The organism is Fibrisoma limi BUZ 3, from assembly GCF_000296815.2.
Classification (GTDB): Bacteria; Bacteroidota; Bacteroidia; order Cytophagales; family Spirosomataceae; genus Fibrisoma; species Fibrisoma limi.
Window position 1 is genome coordinate 1,299,500 of the sequence record NZ_CAIT01000006.1, and the last position, 19,701, is coordinate 1,319,200.

The window sequence follows — 19,701 nt, forward strand, 5'->3', positions numbered from 1 at the left end:
CAGTCGATGGGCTGGCTTTTTGCCTACTAACCAGATAAACTTCTCAATAGGTTATGAATATGCGATTCATCCCAACGAAAATACACGGTATTCTCGACTACGTCAGCGGTGGTCTGTTTATGGCATCTCCCTGGTTGTTTGGCTTTGCTGATAAACCCGCAGCTAAGTGGGTCCCATTAGCGGCCGGTGGTGCTGCGCTCGGTTCCTCGCTCTTTACCGACTATGAACTCGGGGCCGTTCGAAAGCTACCGATGACTACGCACCTGACCTTAGACGTAGCCGAAGGAGCGCTGTTGGCGGCCTCGCCCTGGCTGTTTGGCTTTGCGAAAAAAACGTATCTGCCACACGTACTGCTGGGAGCATTCGCCCTGGGCGCCGGCCTGATGACCCAGAAAACGCCCAAACATTAGTTGGTTTTCGGTTTTACGTTTTCAGTTTCAGGTTTCAGGGTAATCAGGCATGATCTTTCCTGAAACCTGAAACTTATTGATTCAGCCAGGCTTTGAATTCTTCGGCTCGTTCGCGACTGACCATCACCTCTTCGGCCGGTTCGGGGGCTAAGACCAGTTTCAGCTTCCCGTTAAAATGTTTGTGAATAGCCTGAATGCTGTGCAGATTCAGGATAAACTGCCGATTAGCCCGAAAAAAGTGCTTTGGATCAAGCTGCTCGGCCAGTTCTTCGAGCGTTTCGGGCAGGGGAAACCACTTTCCATCGAGCCGCACCAATCGGGTTACTTTGTTTTCCGAGTAGAAATAAGCCACTTCATTGGCCACAATGGGCAGAAAACTATCCTTATAGCTCACCAGAAACCGCTGTCGAAACGAGGACTGATGCTGATTCAGGGTGCTGATCAACTGCTCAATATTGGGCAGCGTAACCGGCATCCCCCCCCGACCGCTACGTCCCTTCCGGAATTTCAGCAGGGCCTGTTCCAGTTCGTCGGCCACGATGGGTTTCAGCAGGTAGTCGATGCTATTCAGCTTAAACGCCTGGATGGCGTATTCGTCGTAGGCCGTCGTGAAGATGATCGGGCACGGCGGTTCGACCTGCCGGAAGACCTCAAAACTTAACCCGTCGGACAGGTGAATATCGCTGAATATTACGTCCAGGTTGGTTTCCCGGCCTAGTCGCTCAACGGCCTGGCTGATGCTGTCCACAATACCCGTTACCTCAATGGTGTCGTCAACATCCTGCAACAGGCGGGTCAGTCGGCGGGCAGCCGGTATTTCGTCTTCGATGATGAGCGCGTTCATGTTCCAATCAAGGGCAACCGCACCGTAAACGACTGGCCGTTCTCGACCACGGCGGGTTGTTTGTTAATGAGGAGTTCGTAACGATGCCGGATATTCTGGAGCCCAATACCCGTACCGGCTTCAACATGCTGCCGCCGGTGGAGGGAATTCTGCACCACCAGCTCCCCTGATTCATTGCAGGTCAGCGTAATGTGGAGAGGGTGCTGTTCGTTCACTACGTTGTGCTTAACGGCGTTTTCCAGGAGCAGTTGCAACGTCATGGGGGGGATAAGCCGGTCCCGGTCGCAATCCGGTACGTCGATAGTTACTTGTAAGCCTTCTTCAAAGCGATTTTTCAGCAGGAACAGATACGCTTCGGCCAGTTTAAGTTCGTCCCGTAAGGGCACCAGCGTTTTGTCGCGGTTCTGCAATACGTAGCGATAGACAAGCGACAGACTTTCGATGAAGGCTACCGCCCGGCGCGGATTTTCCTCGACGATGTAGCTCAGTGTGTTCAGATTGTTGAACAGAAAATGGGGGTCGAGCTGCCCTTTGAGGGCTTCAAACCGGGCTTCGACAGACTCCCGTTTGAGCCGTTCGGCTTCCAGCATCGATGTGCGCCAACGCGTAAAGAAGTACTCGCCGGTTTGGAGAGCATTGATAAACAAGGCCATCAGGCTACCAAACGCAAAGGTTTGCCGGATGCTCAGCCAGTCGGCCTCCGTGAAGCGATAGTCAGGTTCTTCGATCAGGATAATCACCCACACGATTCCGCCAATAACAACGACGCTGTCAATAATCAGGGTGATCAGTTGAACCATGAACCGCAGCAGCGGCCGGTCTTCCCAGGGCAGAATGCGGTTAAGCTGATCAGTGCTCCACAGACTCAGCTCCGAGAGAATGTACGCACCAATCAGGCACGAACAAATGTCGAAGCAATACGCTTTCCAGGCACCCGTTCCTACGTACGGCGGCACTTCGAAGGATTTGGGGTCGACGTAGTAAACGATCAAATAGATGAGCAGGCCCATTATGGGCGTACCAACTACCCGAAACCACTTTCTAAACGGAGAAACCACGGCGTCTTCGTCAGTTTAAGCAACTCATTACTCGCTACCAGAGCTCTTGTTTGCGCACAAAACCGGTCAGCAGACCAACGGCGTAGCCCCAGAAAAGCCAGGCCGCAAACAAGACGCTGGCATCCGGCGACAGGTTTGGATATACATCCTGAAAAAACAGCACCGTTCCGGCATCCAGCACCATACCGGGCAGGGCAAACAACACGGCTGCCTTCACCTGCTCGTCTTCGTCCACGTTTTTGAACCGGTACAACGGATACAGGAGCAACGGCATCAGCACAGTCAGCCCGGCGAACGCCAGAACGATTAGCCCCGTATCGCCCGGCACAAAAATGTACTGCCCGGCCAGTCGTACGAAGATAGTAGCCAACAACCAGACAACGAACCCGGCACCCATAAAAAAAGTAGCTGATTGTGAGCCGGTAACCTTAACGAACGCCATCACCTCTTTCAGAAAATTACGACCGAGCAGCAGCAATGAACTCGCGAATGTGACTTCGCCAAACATCAGGAAGGCCGCAATGGCACCGGCTTTAAAGACGTCTGAAACGGGCAGCGGAACAAAGGGAACAACCAGGGCCATCGGCCAGGTTAGAAACGACAAAATCAACAGCGCAATGCCAACTTTACGAGCTGTCTGGGGCGAGAAGTGATCTAACCAGTGATTCATATACTTACAGAGTGAACTGGTGAAATTGTGTCCAAAAGTAGATCGGCCAATAGTACATGACCTAAGAAAACTGCCTGAAGCAGCCGTAGGGCGACCTAAAACGCCACACGACTTAGCCGAGACGACATTGCCCGTATGACTACCGAAGCAACCCGGTTTGCACCGACAGAACAGACCGGGTTGCTGTTGGTCGGTTCATTCCACACCGATCGCCCGCTCCAGGTCGAGCTGAGCGACCAGATAATCATACACGGCCTGTAGCCGGTTGCTCTGGGCCTGCCGAAAGGCCAGTTCGGCATCGGTCAGGTCGCTGAACCGGGTCAGCCCCTGCCGGTAGCGGCTTTGGAAAAGCCCGTAACTCCGTTCGACCGCCCGAATCACTCCATCCTGCGTTTTAATACGCTCCCGGGCCTCGTCGACTGCGTACAAACTGGAACGGACCTCATTGGCAACCAGCTCTTTGTTGTAGCGTAGTTGCTCCTGCCCCTGCCAGTACGCAATCCGGGCCTGCTGAATCTTCAGCGCATTCGTCGAGTTGAACAGCGGAATGTTTAGTTGCAGCCCGGCGTACAGTACCAGCGGCCAGCGACTGTTCTGAAACCGGAAATCGTTCAACTGCGCCTGGGTGCTCACCTGGCCGAAGAGAGAGAGCGTCGGTAATCGCCGGGTACGGTCAAGCTGCTCCTGCTGCTGACTTTGCTCCAGATTGAGCGCCAGTTGCCGCAGTTCGGGCCGTTGGTTCCAGGCCCGACCTATTGTTATGGCTTCGCCCGCAACCGCATCGGGTCGGTACACCAGCGAATCGGTCAGTACCAGCTCCGTATCGGGTTTCAGTCCAAGCAACGTACTGAGCTGATTCCTGAGCAGCCGGATCGTCCGCTCGAGCTTCGACAGATTGGGTCGCTGGTTCTCTACCTCAACGAACGCCCGCAACGTATCGGCATCCGTAGCCAGTTGAACCCGATACAGGTTTCGGGCTTCGCGCAACGCTTCCTGCGCCCGATGAATACCCCTGAGGGCCAGTCGGCGCTGTTCTTCGGCCAGCAGTACGTTCAGGTATTGTTTTTTCACCTCCGTCACCTGCCGGGCTGTCACGGCCCGTAGACTCTCGCTGGCAACCTGCCGGGCCGTAGCAGCCTGTTTCCTGCCGATACGCAGATCGGGCTGTACCAGGGGCATGGCCAGATTTACGGCCCCGGAGTAGCCGTGACGTAAGGCCGCCTGAACGGGCTGGAGTCGGTTTTCGTCGATGGAAAAGCTACCCGTTGCCGGATCGATGGAAAAAGCCGGGAAGAAAAACACGGGCGGTTTGATATTGTAGGTGTATTGCCCAACGCCGTTCAGGGTCGGCCACCAGGAGCGTTTCACCTCTTCCAGCCGAACATCCGCTTTCTCGATGTCCATCTTTGCCACCCGAACGTCGCCATTCTGCGCCCGCACCAGATCAGCAGCCTGCTGTAGAGATAGTGGGCGTGGGGCGATGGGGAGGGGGGTAAGGGCAGGGGGCTGGGGGCCGGGGGTGGCAGGTTGTGCGTTCAGCGTACATGTACTGAGAACGATCAAAACTATCGCGGCAGAAACGGTCTTAGTCCCTACCCCCGAGCCCGTAGCCCCCTGCCCCAGGCCCTTCGCCCCACGCCGGTTCACCCACTCCAGCAGCCGGGTGAAGTCCATATACACCGTCGGCACAAAGACGAGCGTCAGGAGCATCGAGCTCGACAGGCCTCCTACCAGGGCCCAGGCCAATCCGCTTTTCAATTCGGCACCCGGCCCGGTCGCCAGGGCGATGGGCAACATACCAACCACCATCGCCAGCGTCGTCATCAGGATCGGACGAAGCCGGTTCTGCCCCGCTTCGAGGAGTGCATCGACGAGCGGTTGCCCCTGCTCCCGGTTCTGATTCGCCCGATCGACCAGTAGAATCGCGTTTTTGGCCACCAGTCCGAGCATCATGATGAGTCCCAGAATGGTGAAGATGTTCAGCGAGTTCATGGTGAATGCCAGCGCGAACAATGCGCCTACAATGGCCATCGGGATCGAGAACAACACCACGAACGGATACAGCCAGGAGTTGTAGAGGGCCACCATGATGAGGTACATGAACAGAATAGCCGCCCCGAAGGCCAGACCCAGCTTACCAAACGAATCGTCCTGCAACTCAAGATCGCCACCGTATACGATCCGTACCGACGGATCAATACCTAGTTTGGCAACGGCCTGCTGAATGTCGACGCCGATGTCGCCGACGGGCCGACCGACTGCCTGGGCCGTTACGGTGACGGCGTTGTTCCGGTCTTTCCGTTCCAGCACGGCCGGATTGAACGTTTCGCGGATGTCGGCCACCTGCCGGAGTTCCACCAGTTGGCCCTCGGCGTTCAGCAACGACAGCCGACCGAGTTGCTCCGTGCGATTTCGGAACGATTCCGCGTATTGAATCCGCATGGTTACCGACTGATCGCCGGCCAGTCCGCTCCCGTCTTTCGGCTGAATCGTCAGGTCATCGAACCCGGCCAACGCCGTCCGGATGGCCGAGCCAGCCTCTTCGGTTGTCAGGCCGTAGCGAGCCAGTTTTTCCCGGTCGACGTCGATCTGCACTTCGGGTTTTCGCATCTGCCCGGAGAATCGCACATCGGCCGTTCCGGGTATCGCCCGCATGGCGTCGGCAATCCGCGTGGCTTCACTGCGTACGTTCTCGCGATCGGCTCCGCTGACAATCAGCATGATGGGTGTTGACCCATCGGCCCCCAGAATACCAATCGGGTACGCCTTGATGCGAACGCCGGGGAGCTGAGCCGCCCGCTGTTTTACTTCCTGCGTCAGCGTTACCAGGTCTTTGGTCCGCTCGTTTTTAGGCGAAAACGTCACCGAGAACTCCACGCTGTTGCTCCCCGACGTAAGCCCGAAGCTGTCGGGGTTGGACCCCACGTTGGTAAACACCCGCCGGACTTCAGGCATCTGGTACAGCGTCTGCTCAAACTGCCGGGCCAGCGCATCGGTCTGCGCCAGCTTCTGCCCTTCTGCAAACTGCAACGTAATGCTGACCTCGCCTTTATCGGTCGGGGGCGTAAATTCAGCCCCGATGAACCCCATGGACGGCAACGTCAGTGAAGCCACAAACAGACCACCCGCCAGCAAGGCCGTTGTTTTCCGGTGCCCAAGCGCCCAGGCCAGTACGTCCTGGTAGACAGCCGCAAGCCGGTCGAACCCCCGCTCGAACCACAAACCGAAACGCCCCATCAAGGTCTTGTTGCTGAGATGCTCAAGCTGGCCAAAGCGGGACGCAATCATGGGCGTCAGCGTGAACGACACCAGCAGGCTGAACAGGGTTGAACTCACCACGACCAGCGAGAATTCCCGCATCAGATCCCCGATCAGGCCTGGCGCGATGGACAAGGGCACGAACACGACGACGTCGACCAACGTAATGGCAATGGCAGCAAAGCCGATGTCAGTACGTCCATCCAGGGCCGCAGTCCGTTTGTCTTTCCCGCGTTCCAGTTGCTGGTAGATGCTTTCGAGCACCACAATGGAGTCGTCGACCAGTATGCCAATCACCAGCGACAAGGCCAGCAACGTCAGCAGGTTGAGTGAGAACCCGAGCAGGTTCATGACCACGAACGTCGACAACAGCGACGCCGGAATAGCCACCATCACAATCAGCGACGACCGCAGACTGTGCAGGAACACGAACATGACCAGAGCCACCAGCAGCACCGCCAGCACCAGGTCGTGGTTGACGGCTTCGGCTGCGGCCAGGGTAAACTCCGACGCATCCTGGGCGATGGCAAACGACAGCCCCGTCGACTTGTATTCGGTCTCAAACTGGCTCAGCAGGTTTCGTACGGCCTGGCTCACCTCGACGTTGTTGGCCCCGGATTGCTTTGTCACGAGTAGTCCCACCGTCGCCTTGCGGTTGAAGCGGTTGATGTTTTCAATGGCCTTGCGAGCGGTCTGAATGGTAGCCACTTCGCCAAGCCGGATGTTAGCTCCTGACCGGTCGGTGAACACCACGATGTTGCGCAGTTGATCGAGGGCATCGGTCTTACCGACAACCCGCACCGAGTATGCCGCGTCCGTATCTTTAATCTCGCCCGCCGGCACGTTCAGGTTGGAGGCCCGGATGGCGTTCACCACTTGCAATACGGACAGATTCAAGGATTTAAGCCGGGCAGCGTCCAGTGCCACGCGGACTTCGGTATCGGGCAATCCCACGAAGGTTACCTGACCGACGCCGGGCGTTTGAGCAATTCGGGGCTTAAGCTGCGTTTTCAGTAACGTACCGAACGCCTGATCCGGCAGTTGACTGGTAGCCGCAATCCGCAACACCGGCAAATCTGACAGCGAGTATTTAGCCACAACGGGCGTTTTACTGTCGGCAGGCAGCGTAGCCACGATCTCGTTGACCCGGCGCTGGACTTCCTGCAACGCCCGGTCGTGGTCGGAGCCCTGCCGAAACTCAACCTGAATGAGCGATGCGTTTTCCAGCGATTGGGAGGTAATTCGTTTGATCCGATCCGCAGTCGATACAGCGTCTTCAACGGGTTTAGTCAGGCCGTTTTCCACCTCGGCCGGCGATGCACCCGGATAAAACGTAGTTACCGTAACAAAGGGCGTTGAAATATCCGGCAGCAGTTCATACCGAAGCTGGGTGTAGGAAAAAGCGCCCAGAATACCCAGCACTAAAAACAGGACAATGATGAGAATGGGCCGGTTAATGGCGAGCTGCGCCAGTTTCATAGCGATTTCGGTTGGGTTAGTCCGGTTTTATTCTGATTTATTTCTGATTGCCCAAAATCATTCCGGGCAACCTGCACAAACTGCCCATTACGCAATTCGCTCGTTCCGCTGACCACTACGCTATCGCCTGGTTGAAGCCCCTCACCCACGAGGACGTATTCACCTACGGTTCGCTCCGTTTTCACCGGCCGCTGCGCTATTCGTCCGTTGCGAAAGAGATACACCGCCGGCTGGCGGCTCTGCGGGATTAGCGCGGTACGTGGTATGCTCAGCGCCGTCGTGGGTTGTGCGGCCGTTACCGTAACGTGGGCCGTCATACCTACCCGCAGCGGATGGCGTTGCGCGCCGTTAGCCACCCTGATCTCGACCGGAAACCGGCCAACCTCCCCTCCCTTCAGCCGGATCTGATGCACGGTCCCGTTAAACGATTGATTGGGGTACGCTTCGAACGTTACGGGTACGCGCCGACCCGGCCAGAACTGGGCCAGATCAGCCTCCGGTACGGTTACGACCAGCTTCACCGCCGATACGTCCGTAATGGTCATCAACGGAGTACCGGGGCTGATAAACATTCCTTTCTCCACGTTTTTCTCCGTAACGGTGCCACCGATGGGAGATTTGACGATGGCATCACGCAGTTGTTTTTTGAGCGTCAGCAACTGACTCTCGGCGTTTCTCGCTTGCAGCCGGGCGTTTTCCAGGTCGACGGCCGGTACGTTATTTTCGCGGTGAAGAGTTTCGTACCGGACCAGATCCACCTGCGCCTTTCGCCAGGCCGCTTCGGCCGCCTGCAGGGCGATTTCGGTCAGTTCGGCATCGACCCGCGCGATGGGCTGATCCTGACGGACGGGACCGTTAAGGTGCGCATACAGCTCCCGAATAACCCCCTGGGTAGTGGCCGTCATCTGCACCTCGCGCCAGGCTTCGGTCTTGCCAATGTACTCGACAGGCTCGGTAAACGTTCGTTGCTGAACCCGGGCAACGGCCACCGTGGTGGCGAGTGGCTGGCGGGCAAGCTGGAGCTGGGCTTCCTGCTTTCGGCGGCTACTCATCAGCAGCGCAATGGCGCCACCAGCCACCAGCAGCCCAATTAAAACAGCGATCCACTTTTTCATCTGGTCGTTTTCTGGTTTGGAAGACACCACAAACCTATCGCACGACCAGACGAACGTCGGGGCGAATCAGACTCAGCCGACTCTGCCCCTTACCGAAGCGTAGGGTAGCTCACCCGAAGCGTTTACTGATGTATACGCAAGCTGTTTCTGAGGGCATTCAGCAGCCATACCGCGCCCTCCCGGTAAGTAAGTGCTAAAGGCCGACCCTCAATATCGAGCGACTTCTTCCTGTTTTTAGTACATTCGCGCACCAAAACCCTTGTACAACAAACCACCGCCCAACGCATTATTGCCGGGCGACGACGGCTTCGGCCGCCTAACTCATCAACCATCTTCATATGCAGCAAAAAATCCGACGCGAAGACGCCCTCGAATACCACGCAAAAGGCCGTCCTGGAAAACTGGAGGTAATTCCATCCAAGGAATACAGTACACAGCGCGACCTGACGCTGGCCTATTCCCCCGGCGTGGCCGAACCCTGTCTGGCCATTGAAGCCAATCCCGAAGACGTGTACAAATACACGACCAAAGGCAATCTGGTGGCCGTTATCAGCAACGGAACCGCCGTACTGGGCCTGGGCGATATCGGTCCTGAAGCCGGTAAGCCAGTGATGGAAGGAAAGGGCCTGCTCTTTAAAATCTACGCCGATATTGACGTATTTGATATTGAACTCAACACCAAAGACGTCGACGAATTTGTCCGGACCGTCAAGATTCTGGAGCCGACGTTCGGAGGGGTGAATCTGGAGGACATCAAAGCTCCGGAATGTTTCGAGATTGAGGAGCGACTGAAGCGTGAACTCAACATCCCGGTCATGCACGACGACCAGCACGGTACGGCCATCATCAGCGCGGCCGCCCTGCTGAACGCCCTCGAACTGGTCGATAAACGTATTGAGGACGTTAAAATCGTGGTGAACGGCGCGGGAGCTTCCGCTATTTCCTGCACGAAACTCTACGTAGCACTGGGTGCCCGAATCGAAAATGTGGTCATGTGCGACAGTAAAGGCGTTATCCGCGCCGACCGCACCGATCTTGATGATCGGAAGCGGATGTTTGCGACCACCCGCGATCTAAAAACACTTGAAGAAGCCTTTGTCGGGGCCGACGTATTTATCGGTCTGTCGAAAGGGAACGTAGTGAGCCAGGATATGGTCCGTTCGATGGCCGAACACCCCATTGTGTTCGCTATGGCCAACCCGACCCCCGAAATCAGCTACGAAGATGCAACGGCCGCCCGACCGGATATTATCATGGCAACCGGCCGCTCCGACTACCCCAACCAGGTGAACAACGTACTGGGTTTCCCTTACATCTTCCGGGGTGCACTGGATGTTCGGGCCACCGAGATTAACGAAGAAATGAAGCTGGCGGCTGTTCACGCCCTGGCTGACCTGGCCAAGAAACCCGTTCCCGACATCGTTCACCTGGCCTACGGTCAGGATAGTCTGATGTTCGGTCGTGACTATATTATCCCCAAACCCGTTGACCCGCGCCTGCTGACGACCGTAGCCCCGGCCGTGGCCCAGGCCGCTATAGATTCGGGCGTTGCCAAACAACCGATCTCCGACTGGGACGCCTACGAGCAACAACTCGCCCGGCGTCTGGGCCAGGATAACCAGATTTCGCGGGTGATCATTAATAAGGCCAAGACGAACCCGAAGCGGGTTGTGTTTGCCGATGCCGAAAACCTGAAGGTGTTAAAAGCCGCTCAGCAGGTCCGCGACGAGGGGATTGCCTTCCCGATTCTGCTCGGTCAAACGAATACCATCCGGCAGATCATTACGCAGAACAACCTCGATATGGGGGATATTCCTATTATCGACCCGCGGTCGCCGGAGCAGGATGTGCTGATTGAGCGATTTGCCGACATGTATTTCGACAAGCGTAAGCGGAAAGGTGTCAACGCGACGGAAGCCCGCAAACAGATGTACTTCCGGAATTACTTCGGCGCCATGATGGTCGAAACCGGCGAGGCTGATGCGCTTATTTCGGGTCTCACGCGTAGTTATCCGGACACGATCCGGCCGTCGCTCCAGATTATCGGTAAGGAACACGGGGTGCAGAAAGTGGCCGGGATGTACATCCTGCTGACCAAACGGGGGCCGCTGTTCTTCTCCGACACGACGGTTAACTTCAACCCGACGGCCGAGGAAATAGTTGAGATCACCGAACTGACGGCCCGGGCCGTGGAGCGGTTCAACATTAAGCCCCGCATCGCGCTGGTCACATACTCCAACTTCGGCAGTGCCAAAGGCGAAGACGCGCAGAAGATGAACCGGGCCGTTGAAATTCTGGAAAAGAAGCACCCGGATATGATCGTCGACGGCGAAATTCAGGCGCACCTGGCGTTCAATACGGAGCTGCTGCGGCAAAATCACCCATTCAGCAAACTGGTCGACGACGGTGCCAACACCCTCATTTTTCCGAATCTGTCGGCCTCCAACATTGCTTACAACCTGATGTCAGAAGCCGCCGGTTTCGACGCCATTGGCCCTATTCTCCTCGGTATCCGCAAGCCGGTTCACGTGTTGCAATTAGGTTCATCGGAGCGCGAAATCGTCAACATGGTGGCTATTGCGGTGGTTGAAGCGCAAAATAAATAATAAGAAGGAGGGGGAGAAAAGGGAGGAGAGGGAACAAGGGGTATGTCAAATTCCCTTTCCTCCCCTCCTCCCTTTTCTCCCCCTCCTCCCTTTCCTCCTTCATTTCATGGCACGAATCTTAACCGGTATTCAAAGCAGCGGACGACCTCATCTGGGCAATATCCTGGGTGCAATCAAACCCGCAATCGACTTATCAAAACAACCTGACAACGAGTCGTTTCTTTTCATCGCCGACCTCCACTCACTGACCTCTCTGAAAGACGGCCCAACACGCCGGGAGTACATCCGGGCCGTGGCAGCAACATGGCTGGCATTTGGGCTGGATACGCAGAAAAACACGTTCTGGCGGCAATCGCGGGTGCCGGAGCATACTGAATTAGCGTGGTATCTGGACTGCTTCACGCCGGTTCCGATGCTCCAGAATGCCACCTCCTACAAAGACAAAGTTGCCAAACTGGGCGAACAATCAGCCTCGGCGGGTTTATTTACCTATCCGGTCTTACAGGCCGCCGACATTCTACTCTACGACGCTAACATTGTACCGGTCGGGAAGGATCAGCGGCAGCACCTGGAAATGACTCGCGACATTGCCAGCTCGTTTAATCACCAGTACAGCGAAGAAGTGTTTGTACTGCCCGAAGCCCGCATCGATGAGCGACTGATGACTATTCCCGGCATTGATGGTCAGAAGATGAGCAAGTCGTACAACAACTACGTCGATATCTTCCTGCCAGCCAATGAGCTGTACAAAGTGGTCAAGAAAATCGTATCTGATTCAACACCCCTCGAAGCACCCAAGAATCCGGACAAGGACATTACGTTCCAATTGTATTCACTGATCGCGTCCGACGAACAGGTAGCCGACATGCGCCGGAAATACGAAGCGGGAAATTATGGCTACGGTCACGCAAAAAAGGAGTTGTATGAGTTGATCATCGACCGGTTTGCGACTGAGCGGGAGCGCTTTAATTACTACATGGACAACAACGACGCCCTGGAAGCCGAGCTTCAGGCAGGCGAAGAAAAAGCCCGTGCCATCGCAAGCCGGACCATCGCCCGGGTGCGCGAGACATTGGGGTTTAATTAAGCTCCCCCAGTAAGTTGCAAGCAAATCGAGGAGCGACGATGAGCTTTCGATGCGGGATGTTTATCACAAAATAGAACTGGCCAACCCTGATTTGATGCAACAGAGAATTGCCCACGTAACCCTGGTTGTCGATGATTACGACAGAGCCATCGACTTTTATACCAGGGTTTTGGACTTCGACGTACTGGAAGACACCCGCCTGAGTGACACCAAGCGCTGGGTCATCGTAGCCCCGAAAGGGAACACCGGCTGTAACCTCCTGCTGGCTAAAGCAGTTGGCGACGATCAGACGAGCCGGATTGGTAACCAGACCGGGGGCCGGGTGGCGTTCTTTCTGCATACCGATGACCTCCGACGGGATTTTCAGCGCCTTCAGGAGCATAACGTACGTATCGTCCGCGGGCCCGTTGAAGAATCCTACGGAACCGTAGCCGTTTTCAGCGACCTGTACGGCAATCTGTGGGATCTGATTCAGCCAAAGCCTTGAGTTGAGGTGTCACATCATCCCGCTCTACGCGCTGTTTTGCCTGTACCGGGTTGAAAGTGCGAATCGGCTTCATTATTGAGCCAGTTCGTAGTGGTACTCAACATACTGAGATCTTGGATTCCGGCCGAAAAGTAATAGTCTTGGTATATGACGCTTATCCTGATAGAGGAAAGCATCTGTTGCCAACAGCCCCTAACTAGTACCCCGATTGAAATAGAGCCTGCTTGTCACAAGCTGACCTGATTTGTATAACGGTAAAGCAGTCTTGAGCTGACCGATCGATCGGTAAACACAGGGTACTTGATAGGATGTTCGCTACTAAAATACGGGAGAAACCCCCTATCAACACGCTTTCCGAACTAGTAGTTTTGAGCGATATTGCTTAAGCCTTATGGTGCACAGCCTTCCATACTTATCCTCTTCTGCGCCAGGACTACGGTAAATAGATGGCCTTCAACCTGCTCAACGTCCTTTGTTAAAGAAGCTAATCGGCATTATTTGCGTAATACAAAACGTAACGTATTGAAACTGTCCATACTATGAACAACCGGCGTATTTTTCTGTTACCGCTGCTTTTTCTTCTCTTTACAGTTAACTATTCCTTCGCACAGAATACAACTACGTCTAAAAAGATGAAAATGCTCGTTCACATTACCTGCGGGCCTACCGACCCTACTCGCGCTGCTCTTGGCTTTTTGGTCGCCAAAACGGCCCTTGCCGAAGGCCACGCCGTTACACTCTTTCTAGCAGGCGATGCAGCCACTTTACTCCGTAATGCTGAACTCGACAAGGTAGAAGGAGTTGGCACGGGTAAACTCCGCGAACATTACGAGGCTATTGTCAAAGCAGGCGGCCGGTTTTACGTTTCGGGGATGTCAGCCAAAGCACGGGGCGTAACCGACGCCGACTTACAGGGAAAGCCCGCTGAATTTGCTATGCCAACCGTGTTGGTCCAGCTAGCTGCCGAAAACGACAGAGTCTTTACGTATTAATTGTGCCCATGTAACGCCCGGATCTGAGCCGTAACCAGAGCAGCCGTTACGCAAGCCAGTATAAGCTTTCAGGCAGCACAACACCGTGTTGGAGATTATGTGACCCTGGCCGTTTTAGCGGCTTAAACGGCAATCTGTGGGATCTGATTCAGCCAAAGCGGTAAGGTATTACCTTTGCGCTTATCATGCGCGAAACGCTTAACCAACTCGATACCGACCTTTTTTTGTGGCTGAATGGTCATTACGCCCCCTGGCTCGATCCGATTATGGTCTGGGCCACGGAGCGTAATACCTGGTTTCCGTTCTACGCACTGCTGATCGGCTGGCTGGTATACCAATACCGTCGGCAAGCCATCGGACTGATTCTCACGCTGATCGTGGCTGTTGTCATCAGCGACCAGACGGCCTCGGCCCTGCTGAAACCCCTCACCCTGCGGCTCCGTCCCTGCCACGTACCGGACTTGCAGCCGCTGATCCATCCGCTGCTGGAGTGCGGAGGGCAATACGGTTTTGCCTCGTCGCACGCGGCCAACACCTTCACGCTCGCAACAAGCCTGTGGTTGCTGCTGGGCAAACAGCACCCCTGGCTAAAATGGACGTATCTGTGGGCGCTAATCGTTTCTTACAGCCGCATTTACGTCGGTGCGCATTACCCGCTCGATGTGCTGGCGGGTGCTGGCATCGGCGTTCTGGCGGCTATGCTGTCCGTATTCGGTTTTCGGTTTTTGGTAAAGATGTCAGCCGGACAATTCTTCGGAGAAGGGAACACCGGACACCGAAAACCACACACCGAAAACCGAAAACTGTGAATCGTGAACCGGTTTTTTCCGTATCTTTGCGGGAAATTTACCCGCCAACATGGCTTCGTTTAATCCGGTAAAGATTTTTTCAGGCACCCAGTCCACCTATTTAGCCGAAAAAATTGCACATCATTATGGCAAGGACTTAGGCGGCTACACTTGCCGACGATTCAGCGACGGTGAGATGTCGCCGAGTTTTGAGGAATCAGTTCGGGGCTGCGACGTGTTCCTGATTCAATCCACGCCCCCCCCCGGCGACAACCTGATGGAACTGTTGCTGATGGTGGATGCGGCCCGTCGGGCATCGGCGCACTATGTAACCGTTGTTATTCCTTACTTTGGATACGCCCGGCAGGATCGGAAAGATAAGCCACGGGTTGCCATTGCCGCCAAGCTGGTAGCCAATCTGCTGTCGGCATCGGGGGCTGATCGGTTGATGACTATCGACCTGCACGCCGGTCAGATTCAGGGCTTTTTCGACTTCCCGGTCGATCATCTGGAAGGAACGTCAGTTTTTGTACCTTATATCAAGAGCCTGCAGCTCGACAACCTGGTGATTGCCTCGCCGGACGTTGGAGGTGCGGCCCGGGCCCGGAACTTTGCCAAGCATTTTAACGCCGACATTGTGTTGTGTGACAAACACCGCAAACGAGCGAACGAAATTGCGTCAATGCAGGTTATCGGGGACGTTGAAGGCGCTAACGTCGTGCTGATTGACGACCTGATTGACACCGGCGGAACGATGGCGAAGGCAGCCCAGATCATCATGGAAAAGGGAGCCAAGTCCGTTCGGGCGGTGTGTACGCACCCGGTCATGTCGGGGAAAGCGCACGAAAACATTGCCGGCTCCGTGCTGGAAGAACTGGTCGTAGCGGATACGTTGCCGATGCAACAGCCGAACGCCAAAATCAGAGTGCTGTCGGTGGCTGAACTGTTTGCCAAAGCCATCGGCCGCATCAGAGATCACGAATCTATTAGTTCATTGTTTATTCGATACTGAATGAGTGTTGTAGTGAATGAGCGAATTAGCGAATGCTTAGCTCGGAACATTCACTACATCACTCATTCGCTAATTCACTAATTAATTTTTACCATGAAAAAACTCGAGATTGTAGGGTATAAAAGAGCGAATCTCGGCCGCACGGAATCCCAGGTGATTCGGGCCGAGGGTAATGTGCCGTGCGTATTGTACGGTGGCCAGGAGCAGGTGCATTTCTATGCTCCGATGATTCTGTTCCGGGAACTGCTGTACACGCCCGATGTGTATGAAGTCACGCTGAACATTGAAGGTGACCAGTACCGGGCCATTTTGCAGGAGACTCAATTCCACCCGGTAAGCGACGTGCTGTTGCACGCTGACTTCCTGCAGGTAGCGGACGATAAGCCGGTTAAGGTAGCCGTTCCGGTTCGTATTGTTGGTAACGCACCGGGTGTGCAAAAAGGCGGTAAGCTCGTGACGCGCGTGCGGAAGCTGCGTGTAAAGGGCACTGTCGATAAAATCCCTGATTACATCGACGTAAACGTGTCAGATCTGGATCTGGGTAAATCAATTCGTGTCAACCAGATTCCGGTAGAAGGCATCCAGATGCTGGAACAAGGATCTAACCCGGTTGCATCCATCGAAATCCCGCGTTCACTCCGCGGCCAGGTTTCGGGCAAGTAAGGTTCACAGTAATTAGACTAATAGATACAAAAAGCTCTCCTTCCGGAGGGCTTTTTTGTTTACTAACAAACGTATCTGATTATACCGTACAGGCTATGCAATTGAGCGAAGCGATTGAACTCATCAGCCACGACCAGCTTATTACGTCCCGAGCATCAGTCTGGGCTGATCTGGGGTGCGGCAGCGGTCTTTTCACCAGGGCTCTGGTGCGCTTTCTCCAGCCGGGGAGCCACATTTATGCAGTGGATCTTGACGAAACCATTTTGCCCAAAGCGCTGGAAACCGGCCCTGTGACCATCCGCCCCCTTCGGCTTGATTTTGTGCAGAACGACTGGCCGTTCCGTGCCCTTGACGGGCTGCTGATGGCTAACTCCCTGCATTACGTCAGCGATAAACGCACATTCCTACAAAAAGCCGTTCGGCACCTTACCGACTCCGGCAGCTTTCTGATAATCGAGTACGACACCGATCAGGGGAACCCCTGGGTACCTTTTCCCAGCAGTTTCCGGTCGCTGTCGCGGCTCTTTGAAGAAGCGGGGTTTGCGTCGGCACAGAAGCTTCATGAACGACCTTCACGCTACGGGCGGGCTAACCTGTACTCCGCCTACATCTCGCGCTGACAGCCTTCGTTATACGAGAAAAGCCAGCCCAAAGGAGCTGGCTTTTCTCGTTAGATTAAATAGTATAACCTATTGAGCGCTATCGCTGTCCATGACGCTGTTTTCGTCGCTGCGCTCGTCGATTGTTGACCGGTCGCCGGGAGCTTCCGAATCTTCAACTGCACCAGCCGGGGGCACTACCTCTTCAATACGGGTATCCGTACCGCTTTTAACGTCCGACGACGGCACAGCGATGTACGGCGCAATGATCAGGGCCACGATTGACATGAGCTTGATAAGGATGTTCATCGACGGCCCCGACGTGTCCTTAAATGGATCACCGACGGTATCGCCCGTTACGGACGCCTTGTGCGGCTCCGATTTTTTGTAGAACGTCTCACCGTTGATCAACACTCCCTTTTCAAACGACTTCTTGGCGTTGTCCCAGGCGCCACCGGCGTTGTTCTGGAAGATACCCATCAACACACCCGATACCGTTACACCCGCCAGCAGTCCACCGAGTACCTCGGGACCGAAGATGAACCCTACGATAACCGGAACGGATAAGGCAATCGCCCCCGGCAACACCATCTCGCGGATAGATGCCTGCGTCGAAATGGCTACGCACTTCTCGTATTCAGGCTTGCCTGTTCCCTCCAGAATACCCGGAATCTCGCGGAACTGGCGACGTACCTCTTCCACCATTTTCATGGCCGCCCGTCCAACGGCCGCGATGGCCAGCGACGAGAAGATGAAGGGTATCATGGCCCCCACAAATAACCCGGCTAATACGTCGGCTTTGTAAATATCGATGGCCGTAATGCCCGAAATCCCGACAAAAGCGGCAAACAGTGCCAGGGCCGTCAGAGCGGCCGAAGCAATGGCAAATCCCTTACCGGTGGCTGCGGTGGTATTACCCACGGCATCGAGAATATCGGTCCGGCCACGTACCTCTTCAGGCAGGTAGCTCATTTCGGCGATACCACCGGCATTGTCGGCTATTGGTCCGAAGGCGTCGATGGCCAACTGCATGGCCGTCGTGGCCATCATGCCCGCGGCCGAAATGGCGACGCCATACAAGCCCGCAAAATGGTAGGAAGTGTAAATACCAGCCGCCAGCACCAGAATCGGCAGCACGGTCGATTCCATACCCACCGACAAACCGCCGATGATGTTCGTAGCGGCACCCGTTGCCGACTGACGAATGATCGACAGCACCGGTCGCCGGCCCATAGCGGTGTAATATTCGGTGATGGTCGACATCAGTGCGCCGACGACCAACCCCGTGAAAATGGCGTAGAACACATCCATCCGGTCGAATTCAACCCCACGGATTTCGAGGGTGCCGGTAGGTAACATAGTCGTCACCAGGAAATACGAAGCCACAATCGTCAGGATGATCGAACCCCAGTTGCCCATGTTTAAAGCCCCCTGAACGCTGCCGCTATCGTCTTTCACGCGCACGAAATACGTAGCGATGATCGAAAAAATCAGCCCCAGGCCCGCAATAACCAGCGGCAGCACGATGGGTGCGTGCCCCAGCATATTCTGGCTGTCAGGAATGCGGATTTCGCGGCCCAGTACCATAGTTGCCAGGATGGTAGCCACGTACGAACCAAACAGGTCGGCACCCATACCCGCTACGTCGCCCACGTTGTCGCCTACGTTGTCGGCGATGGTGGCCGGGTTACGCGGGTCATCTTCCGGAATACCAGCCTCAACTTTACCAACCAGGTCAGCGCCTACGTCGGCAGCTTTGGTATAAATACCGCCCCCCACGCGTGCAAACAAGGCAATCGACTCGGCACCCAGCGAGAAACCGGCCAGTACTTCAAGTGCCTTCTCCATCGGCAGCCCATTCACGTCGCCGAAGGCACCACCCGTACCTGTTACGTATGTGGTATAAAAAAGGATAAACAGACTTCCTAAGCCCAGCACGGCCAGTCCTGCCACACCGATACCCATGACCGAACCACCCGTAAACGATACGTTCAGGGCCTGGGTCAGGCTGGTGCGGGCGGCCTGCGCCGTACGGACGTTGGCTTTGGTGGCGATGTTCATGCCAATGTAGCCGGCCAGGGCGGACGTAAAGGCGCCAATGGCAAAGGCAACGCCGATTACCCAGTCGGAGTTTTCAACCAGTGTGCCCGACCAGGCCAGCAAGGCGGCTACTACCACGCCAAAAATGATAAGAATTCGCCATTCGGCTTTCAAAAAAGCAATGGCTCCGCTGGCAATGTATGAAGCAATTTCCTGCATCCGGGCATCACCGGCATCCTGCCGCGACACCCATTGATACTTGAAGAACATCACCACCAGGCCGATAATCCCCAGGATGGGTACAAGATAGACACTATTATTCATGCGAACGATTAGTAGGTTTTAGAAATATGAATTGCGCCCAAAGATAGAATTTTGGTATCCATAACCAAACGAAAACAAGGGCACAAGTTGACTTTTCTTAAGGATTATTTACGTTTTTTTAGGAAGATGATAGAGCAGGCTAACGTTATGTCGCCGTCGGTGGAATTACGTTTGTGTTCCCTGTCGTCAGATTTAGACGGGCATTTGCGATACGCTGTCTACAGAGGTTGGTGCGTTCTCTGTAGTTAATGCCCTACAAAACGCAGCAG

15 protein-coding genes are annotated in these 19,701 nt (G+C 55.2%); 9 read left to right on the top strand and 6 right to left on the bottom strand.

The window, feature by feature from the left end:
- The first annotated feature begins 53 nt into the window (after nucleotides 1-53).
- On the top strand, nucleotides 54-410 hold the full coding sequence (locus BN8_RS13415) for an SPW repeat domain-containing protein (RefSeq protein ID WP_229367983.1): 357 nt from the start codon (nucleotides 54-56) through the stop codon (nucleotides 408-410).
- A 73-nt stretch (nucleotides 411-483) separates the two neighbouring features.
- On the opposite strand, the gene BN8_RS13420 is transcribed toward BN8_RS13415, so the two are convergent.
- The 5 genes from BN8_RS13420 to BN8_RS13440 form a co-directional block, all read right to left on the bottom strand.
- Nucleotides 484-1,254 (bottom strand): LytR/AlgR family response regulator transcription factor, encoded by a 771-nt coding sequence (locus BN8_RS13420; protein WP_009282429.1) that lies wholly within the window; start codon nucleotides 1,252-1,254, stop codon nucleotides 484-486.
- Nucleotides 1,251-2,312, bottom strand: coding sequence for a sensor histidine kinase (locus BN8_RS31725; RefSeq protein ID WP_144051658.1), 1,062 nt, complete (start codon nucleotides 2,310-2,312; stop codon nucleotides 1,251-1,253). The genes BN8_RS13420 and BN8_RS31725 overlap by 4 nt, the downstream gene beginning before the upstream one ends.
- 34 nt (nucleotides 2,313-2,346) lie before the next feature.
- A complete protein-coding gene (locus tag BN8_RS32480; RefSeq protein ID WP_009282431.1) occupies nucleotides 2,347-2,982 on the bottom strand; it encodes a DUF5367 family protein in 636 nt (211 codons plus the stop codon).
- A 195-nt stretch (nucleotides 2,983-3,177) separates the two neighbouring features.
- Nucleotides 3,178-7,719, bottom strand: a complete 4,542-nt coding sequence (locus BN8_RS13435) for an efflux RND transporter permease subunit (protein ID WP_009282432.1) — start codon at nucleotides 7,717-7,719, stop codon at nucleotides 3,178-3,180.
- Nucleotides 7,716-8,834 carry an efflux RND transporter periplasmic adaptor subunit gene (locus BN8_RS13440; protein WP_009282433.1) on the bottom strand — a complete coding sequence of 373 codons (1,119 nt, stop codon included), beginning with the start codon at nucleotides 8,832-8,834 and terminating at the stop codon, nucleotides 7,716-7,718. Before BN8_RS13440 ends, BN8_RS13435 begins: the two co-directional genes overlap by 4 nt.
- 338 nt (nucleotides 8,835-9,172) lie before the next feature.
- Here BN8_RS13440 and BN8_RS13445 point away from each other — a divergent pair, with 338 nt between their 5' ends.
- The 8 genes from BN8_RS13445 (at nucleotide 9,173) to BN8_RS13480 (ending at nucleotide 17,089) form a co-directional block, all read left to right on the top strand.
- Entirely contained in the window at nucleotides 9,173-11,440 is a 2,268-nt protein-coding gene (locus BN8_RS13445) for an NADP-dependent malic enzyme (RefSeq protein WP_009282434.1), read from the top strand.
- A 106-nt stretch (nucleotides 11,441-11,546) separates the two neighbouring features.
- Nucleotides 11,547-12,527 carry a tryptophan--tRNA ligase gene (gene trpS, locus BN8_RS13450; protein ID WP_009282435.1) on the top strand — a complete coding sequence of 327 codons (981 nt, stop codon included), beginning with the start codon at nucleotides 11,547-11,549 and terminating at the stop codon, nucleotides 12,525-12,527.
- Between the two features lie 94 nt (nucleotides 12,528-12,621).
- Nucleotides 12,622-13,014: a VOC family protein gene (locus BN8_RS13455; RefSeq protein WP_040006063.1), complete on the top strand. Its 393-nt coding sequence runs from the start codon at nucleotides 12,622-12,624 to the stop codon at nucleotides 13,012-13,014.
- Between the two features lie 539 nt (nucleotides 13,015-13,553).
- Nucleotides 13,554-14,006: a DsrE family protein gene (locus BN8_RS13460; RefSeq protein WP_009282437.1), complete on the top strand. Its 453-nt coding sequence runs from the start codon at nucleotides 13,554-13,556 to the stop codon at nucleotides 14,004-14,006.
- Nucleotides 14,007-14,191: 185 nt separating this feature from the next.
- On the top strand, nucleotides 14,192-14,815 hold the full coding sequence (locus tag BN8_RS13465) for a phosphatase PAP2 family protein (protein WP_009282438.1): 624 nt from the start codon (nucleotides 14,192-14,194) through the stop codon (nucleotides 14,813-14,815).
- 49 nt (nucleotides 14,816-14,864) lie between these two features.
- Complete coding sequence (locus BN8_RS13470) at nucleotides 14,865-15,806, top strand: ribose-phosphate pyrophosphokinase (RefSeq protein WP_009282439.1); 942 nt, start codon at nucleotides 14,865-14,867, stop codon at nucleotides 15,804-15,806.
- Nucleotides 15,807-15,899: 93 nt separating this feature from the next.
- Nucleotides 15,900-16,469 (top strand): 50S ribosomal protein L25/general stress protein Ctc, encoded by a 570-nt coding sequence (locus BN8_RS13475; RefSeq protein ID WP_009282440.1) that lies wholly within the window; start codon nucleotides 15,900-15,902, stop codon nucleotides 16,467-16,469.
- Nucleotides 16,470-16,564: 95 nt separating this feature from the next.
- Nucleotides 16,565-17,089 (top strand): class I SAM-dependent methyltransferase, encoded by a 525-nt coding sequence (locus BN8_RS13480; protein WP_009282441.1) that lies wholly within the window; start codon nucleotides 16,565-16,567, stop codon nucleotides 17,087-17,089.
- 69 nt (nucleotides 17,090-17,158) lie between these two features.
- On the opposite strand, the gene BN8_RS13485 is transcribed toward BN8_RS13480, so the two are convergent.
- A complete protein-coding gene (locus BN8_RS13485) occupies nucleotides 17,159-19,432 on the bottom strand; it encodes a sodium-translocating pyrophosphatase (RefSeq protein ID WP_009282442.1) in 2,274 nt (757 codons plus the stop codon).
- Between the last annotated feature and the right edge of the window lie 269 nt (nucleotides 19,433-19,701).

Coding starts and splice junctions, on each gene's coding strand:
- BN8_RS13415 (WP_229367983.1), top strand. CDS start 54: ATGAATATGCGATTCATCCCAACGAAAATACACGGTATTCTCGACTAC.
- BN8_RS13420 (WP_009282429.1), bottom strand. CDS start 1,254: ATGAACGCGCTCATCATCGAAGACGAAATACCGGCTGCCCGCCGACTG.
- BN8_RS32480 (WP_009282431.1), bottom strand. CDS start 2,982: ATGAATCACTGGTTAGATCACTTCTCGCCCCAGACAGCTCGTAAAGTT.
- BN8_RS13435 (WP_009282432.1), bottom strand. CDS start 7,719: ATGAAACTGGCGCAGCTCGCCATTAACCGGCCCATTCTCATCATTGTC.
- BN8_RS13440 (WP_009282433.1), bottom strand. CDS start 8,834: ATGAAAAAGTGGATCGCTGTTTTAATTGGGCTGCTGGTGGCTGGTGGC.
- BN8_RS13445 (WP_009282434.1), top strand. CDS start 9,173: ATGCAGCAAAAAATCCGACGCGAAGACGCCCTCGAATACCACGCAAAA.
- trpS (WP_009282435.1), top strand. CDS start 11,547: ATGGCACGAATCTTAACCGGTATTCAAAGCAGCGGACGACCTCATCTG.
- BN8_RS13455 (WP_040006063.1), top strand. CDS start 12,622: ATGCAACAGAGAATTGCCCACGTAACCCTGGTTGTCGATGATTACGAC.
- BN8_RS13460 (WP_009282437.1), top strand. CDS start 13,554: ATGAACAACCGGCGTATTTTTCTGTTACCGCTGCTTTTTCTTCTCTTT.
- BN8_RS13465 (WP_009282438.1), top strand. CDS start 14,192: ATGCGCGAAACGCTTAACCAACTCGATACCGACCTTTTTTTGTGGCTG.
- BN8_RS13470 (WP_009282439.1), top strand. CDS start 14,865: ATGGCTTCGTTTAATCCGGTAAAGATTTTTTCAGGCACCCAGTCCACC.
- BN8_RS13475 (WP_009282440.1), top strand. CDS start 15,900: ATGAAAAAACTCGAGATTGTAGGGTATAAAAGAGCGAATCTCGGCCGC.
- BN8_RS13480 (WP_009282441.1), top strand. CDS start 16,565: ATGCAATTGAGCGAAGCGATTGAACTCATCAGCCACGACCAGCTTATT.
- BN8_RS13485 (WP_009282442.1), bottom strand. CDS start 19,432: ATGAATAATAGTGTCTATCTTGTACCCATCCTGGGGATTATCGGCCTG.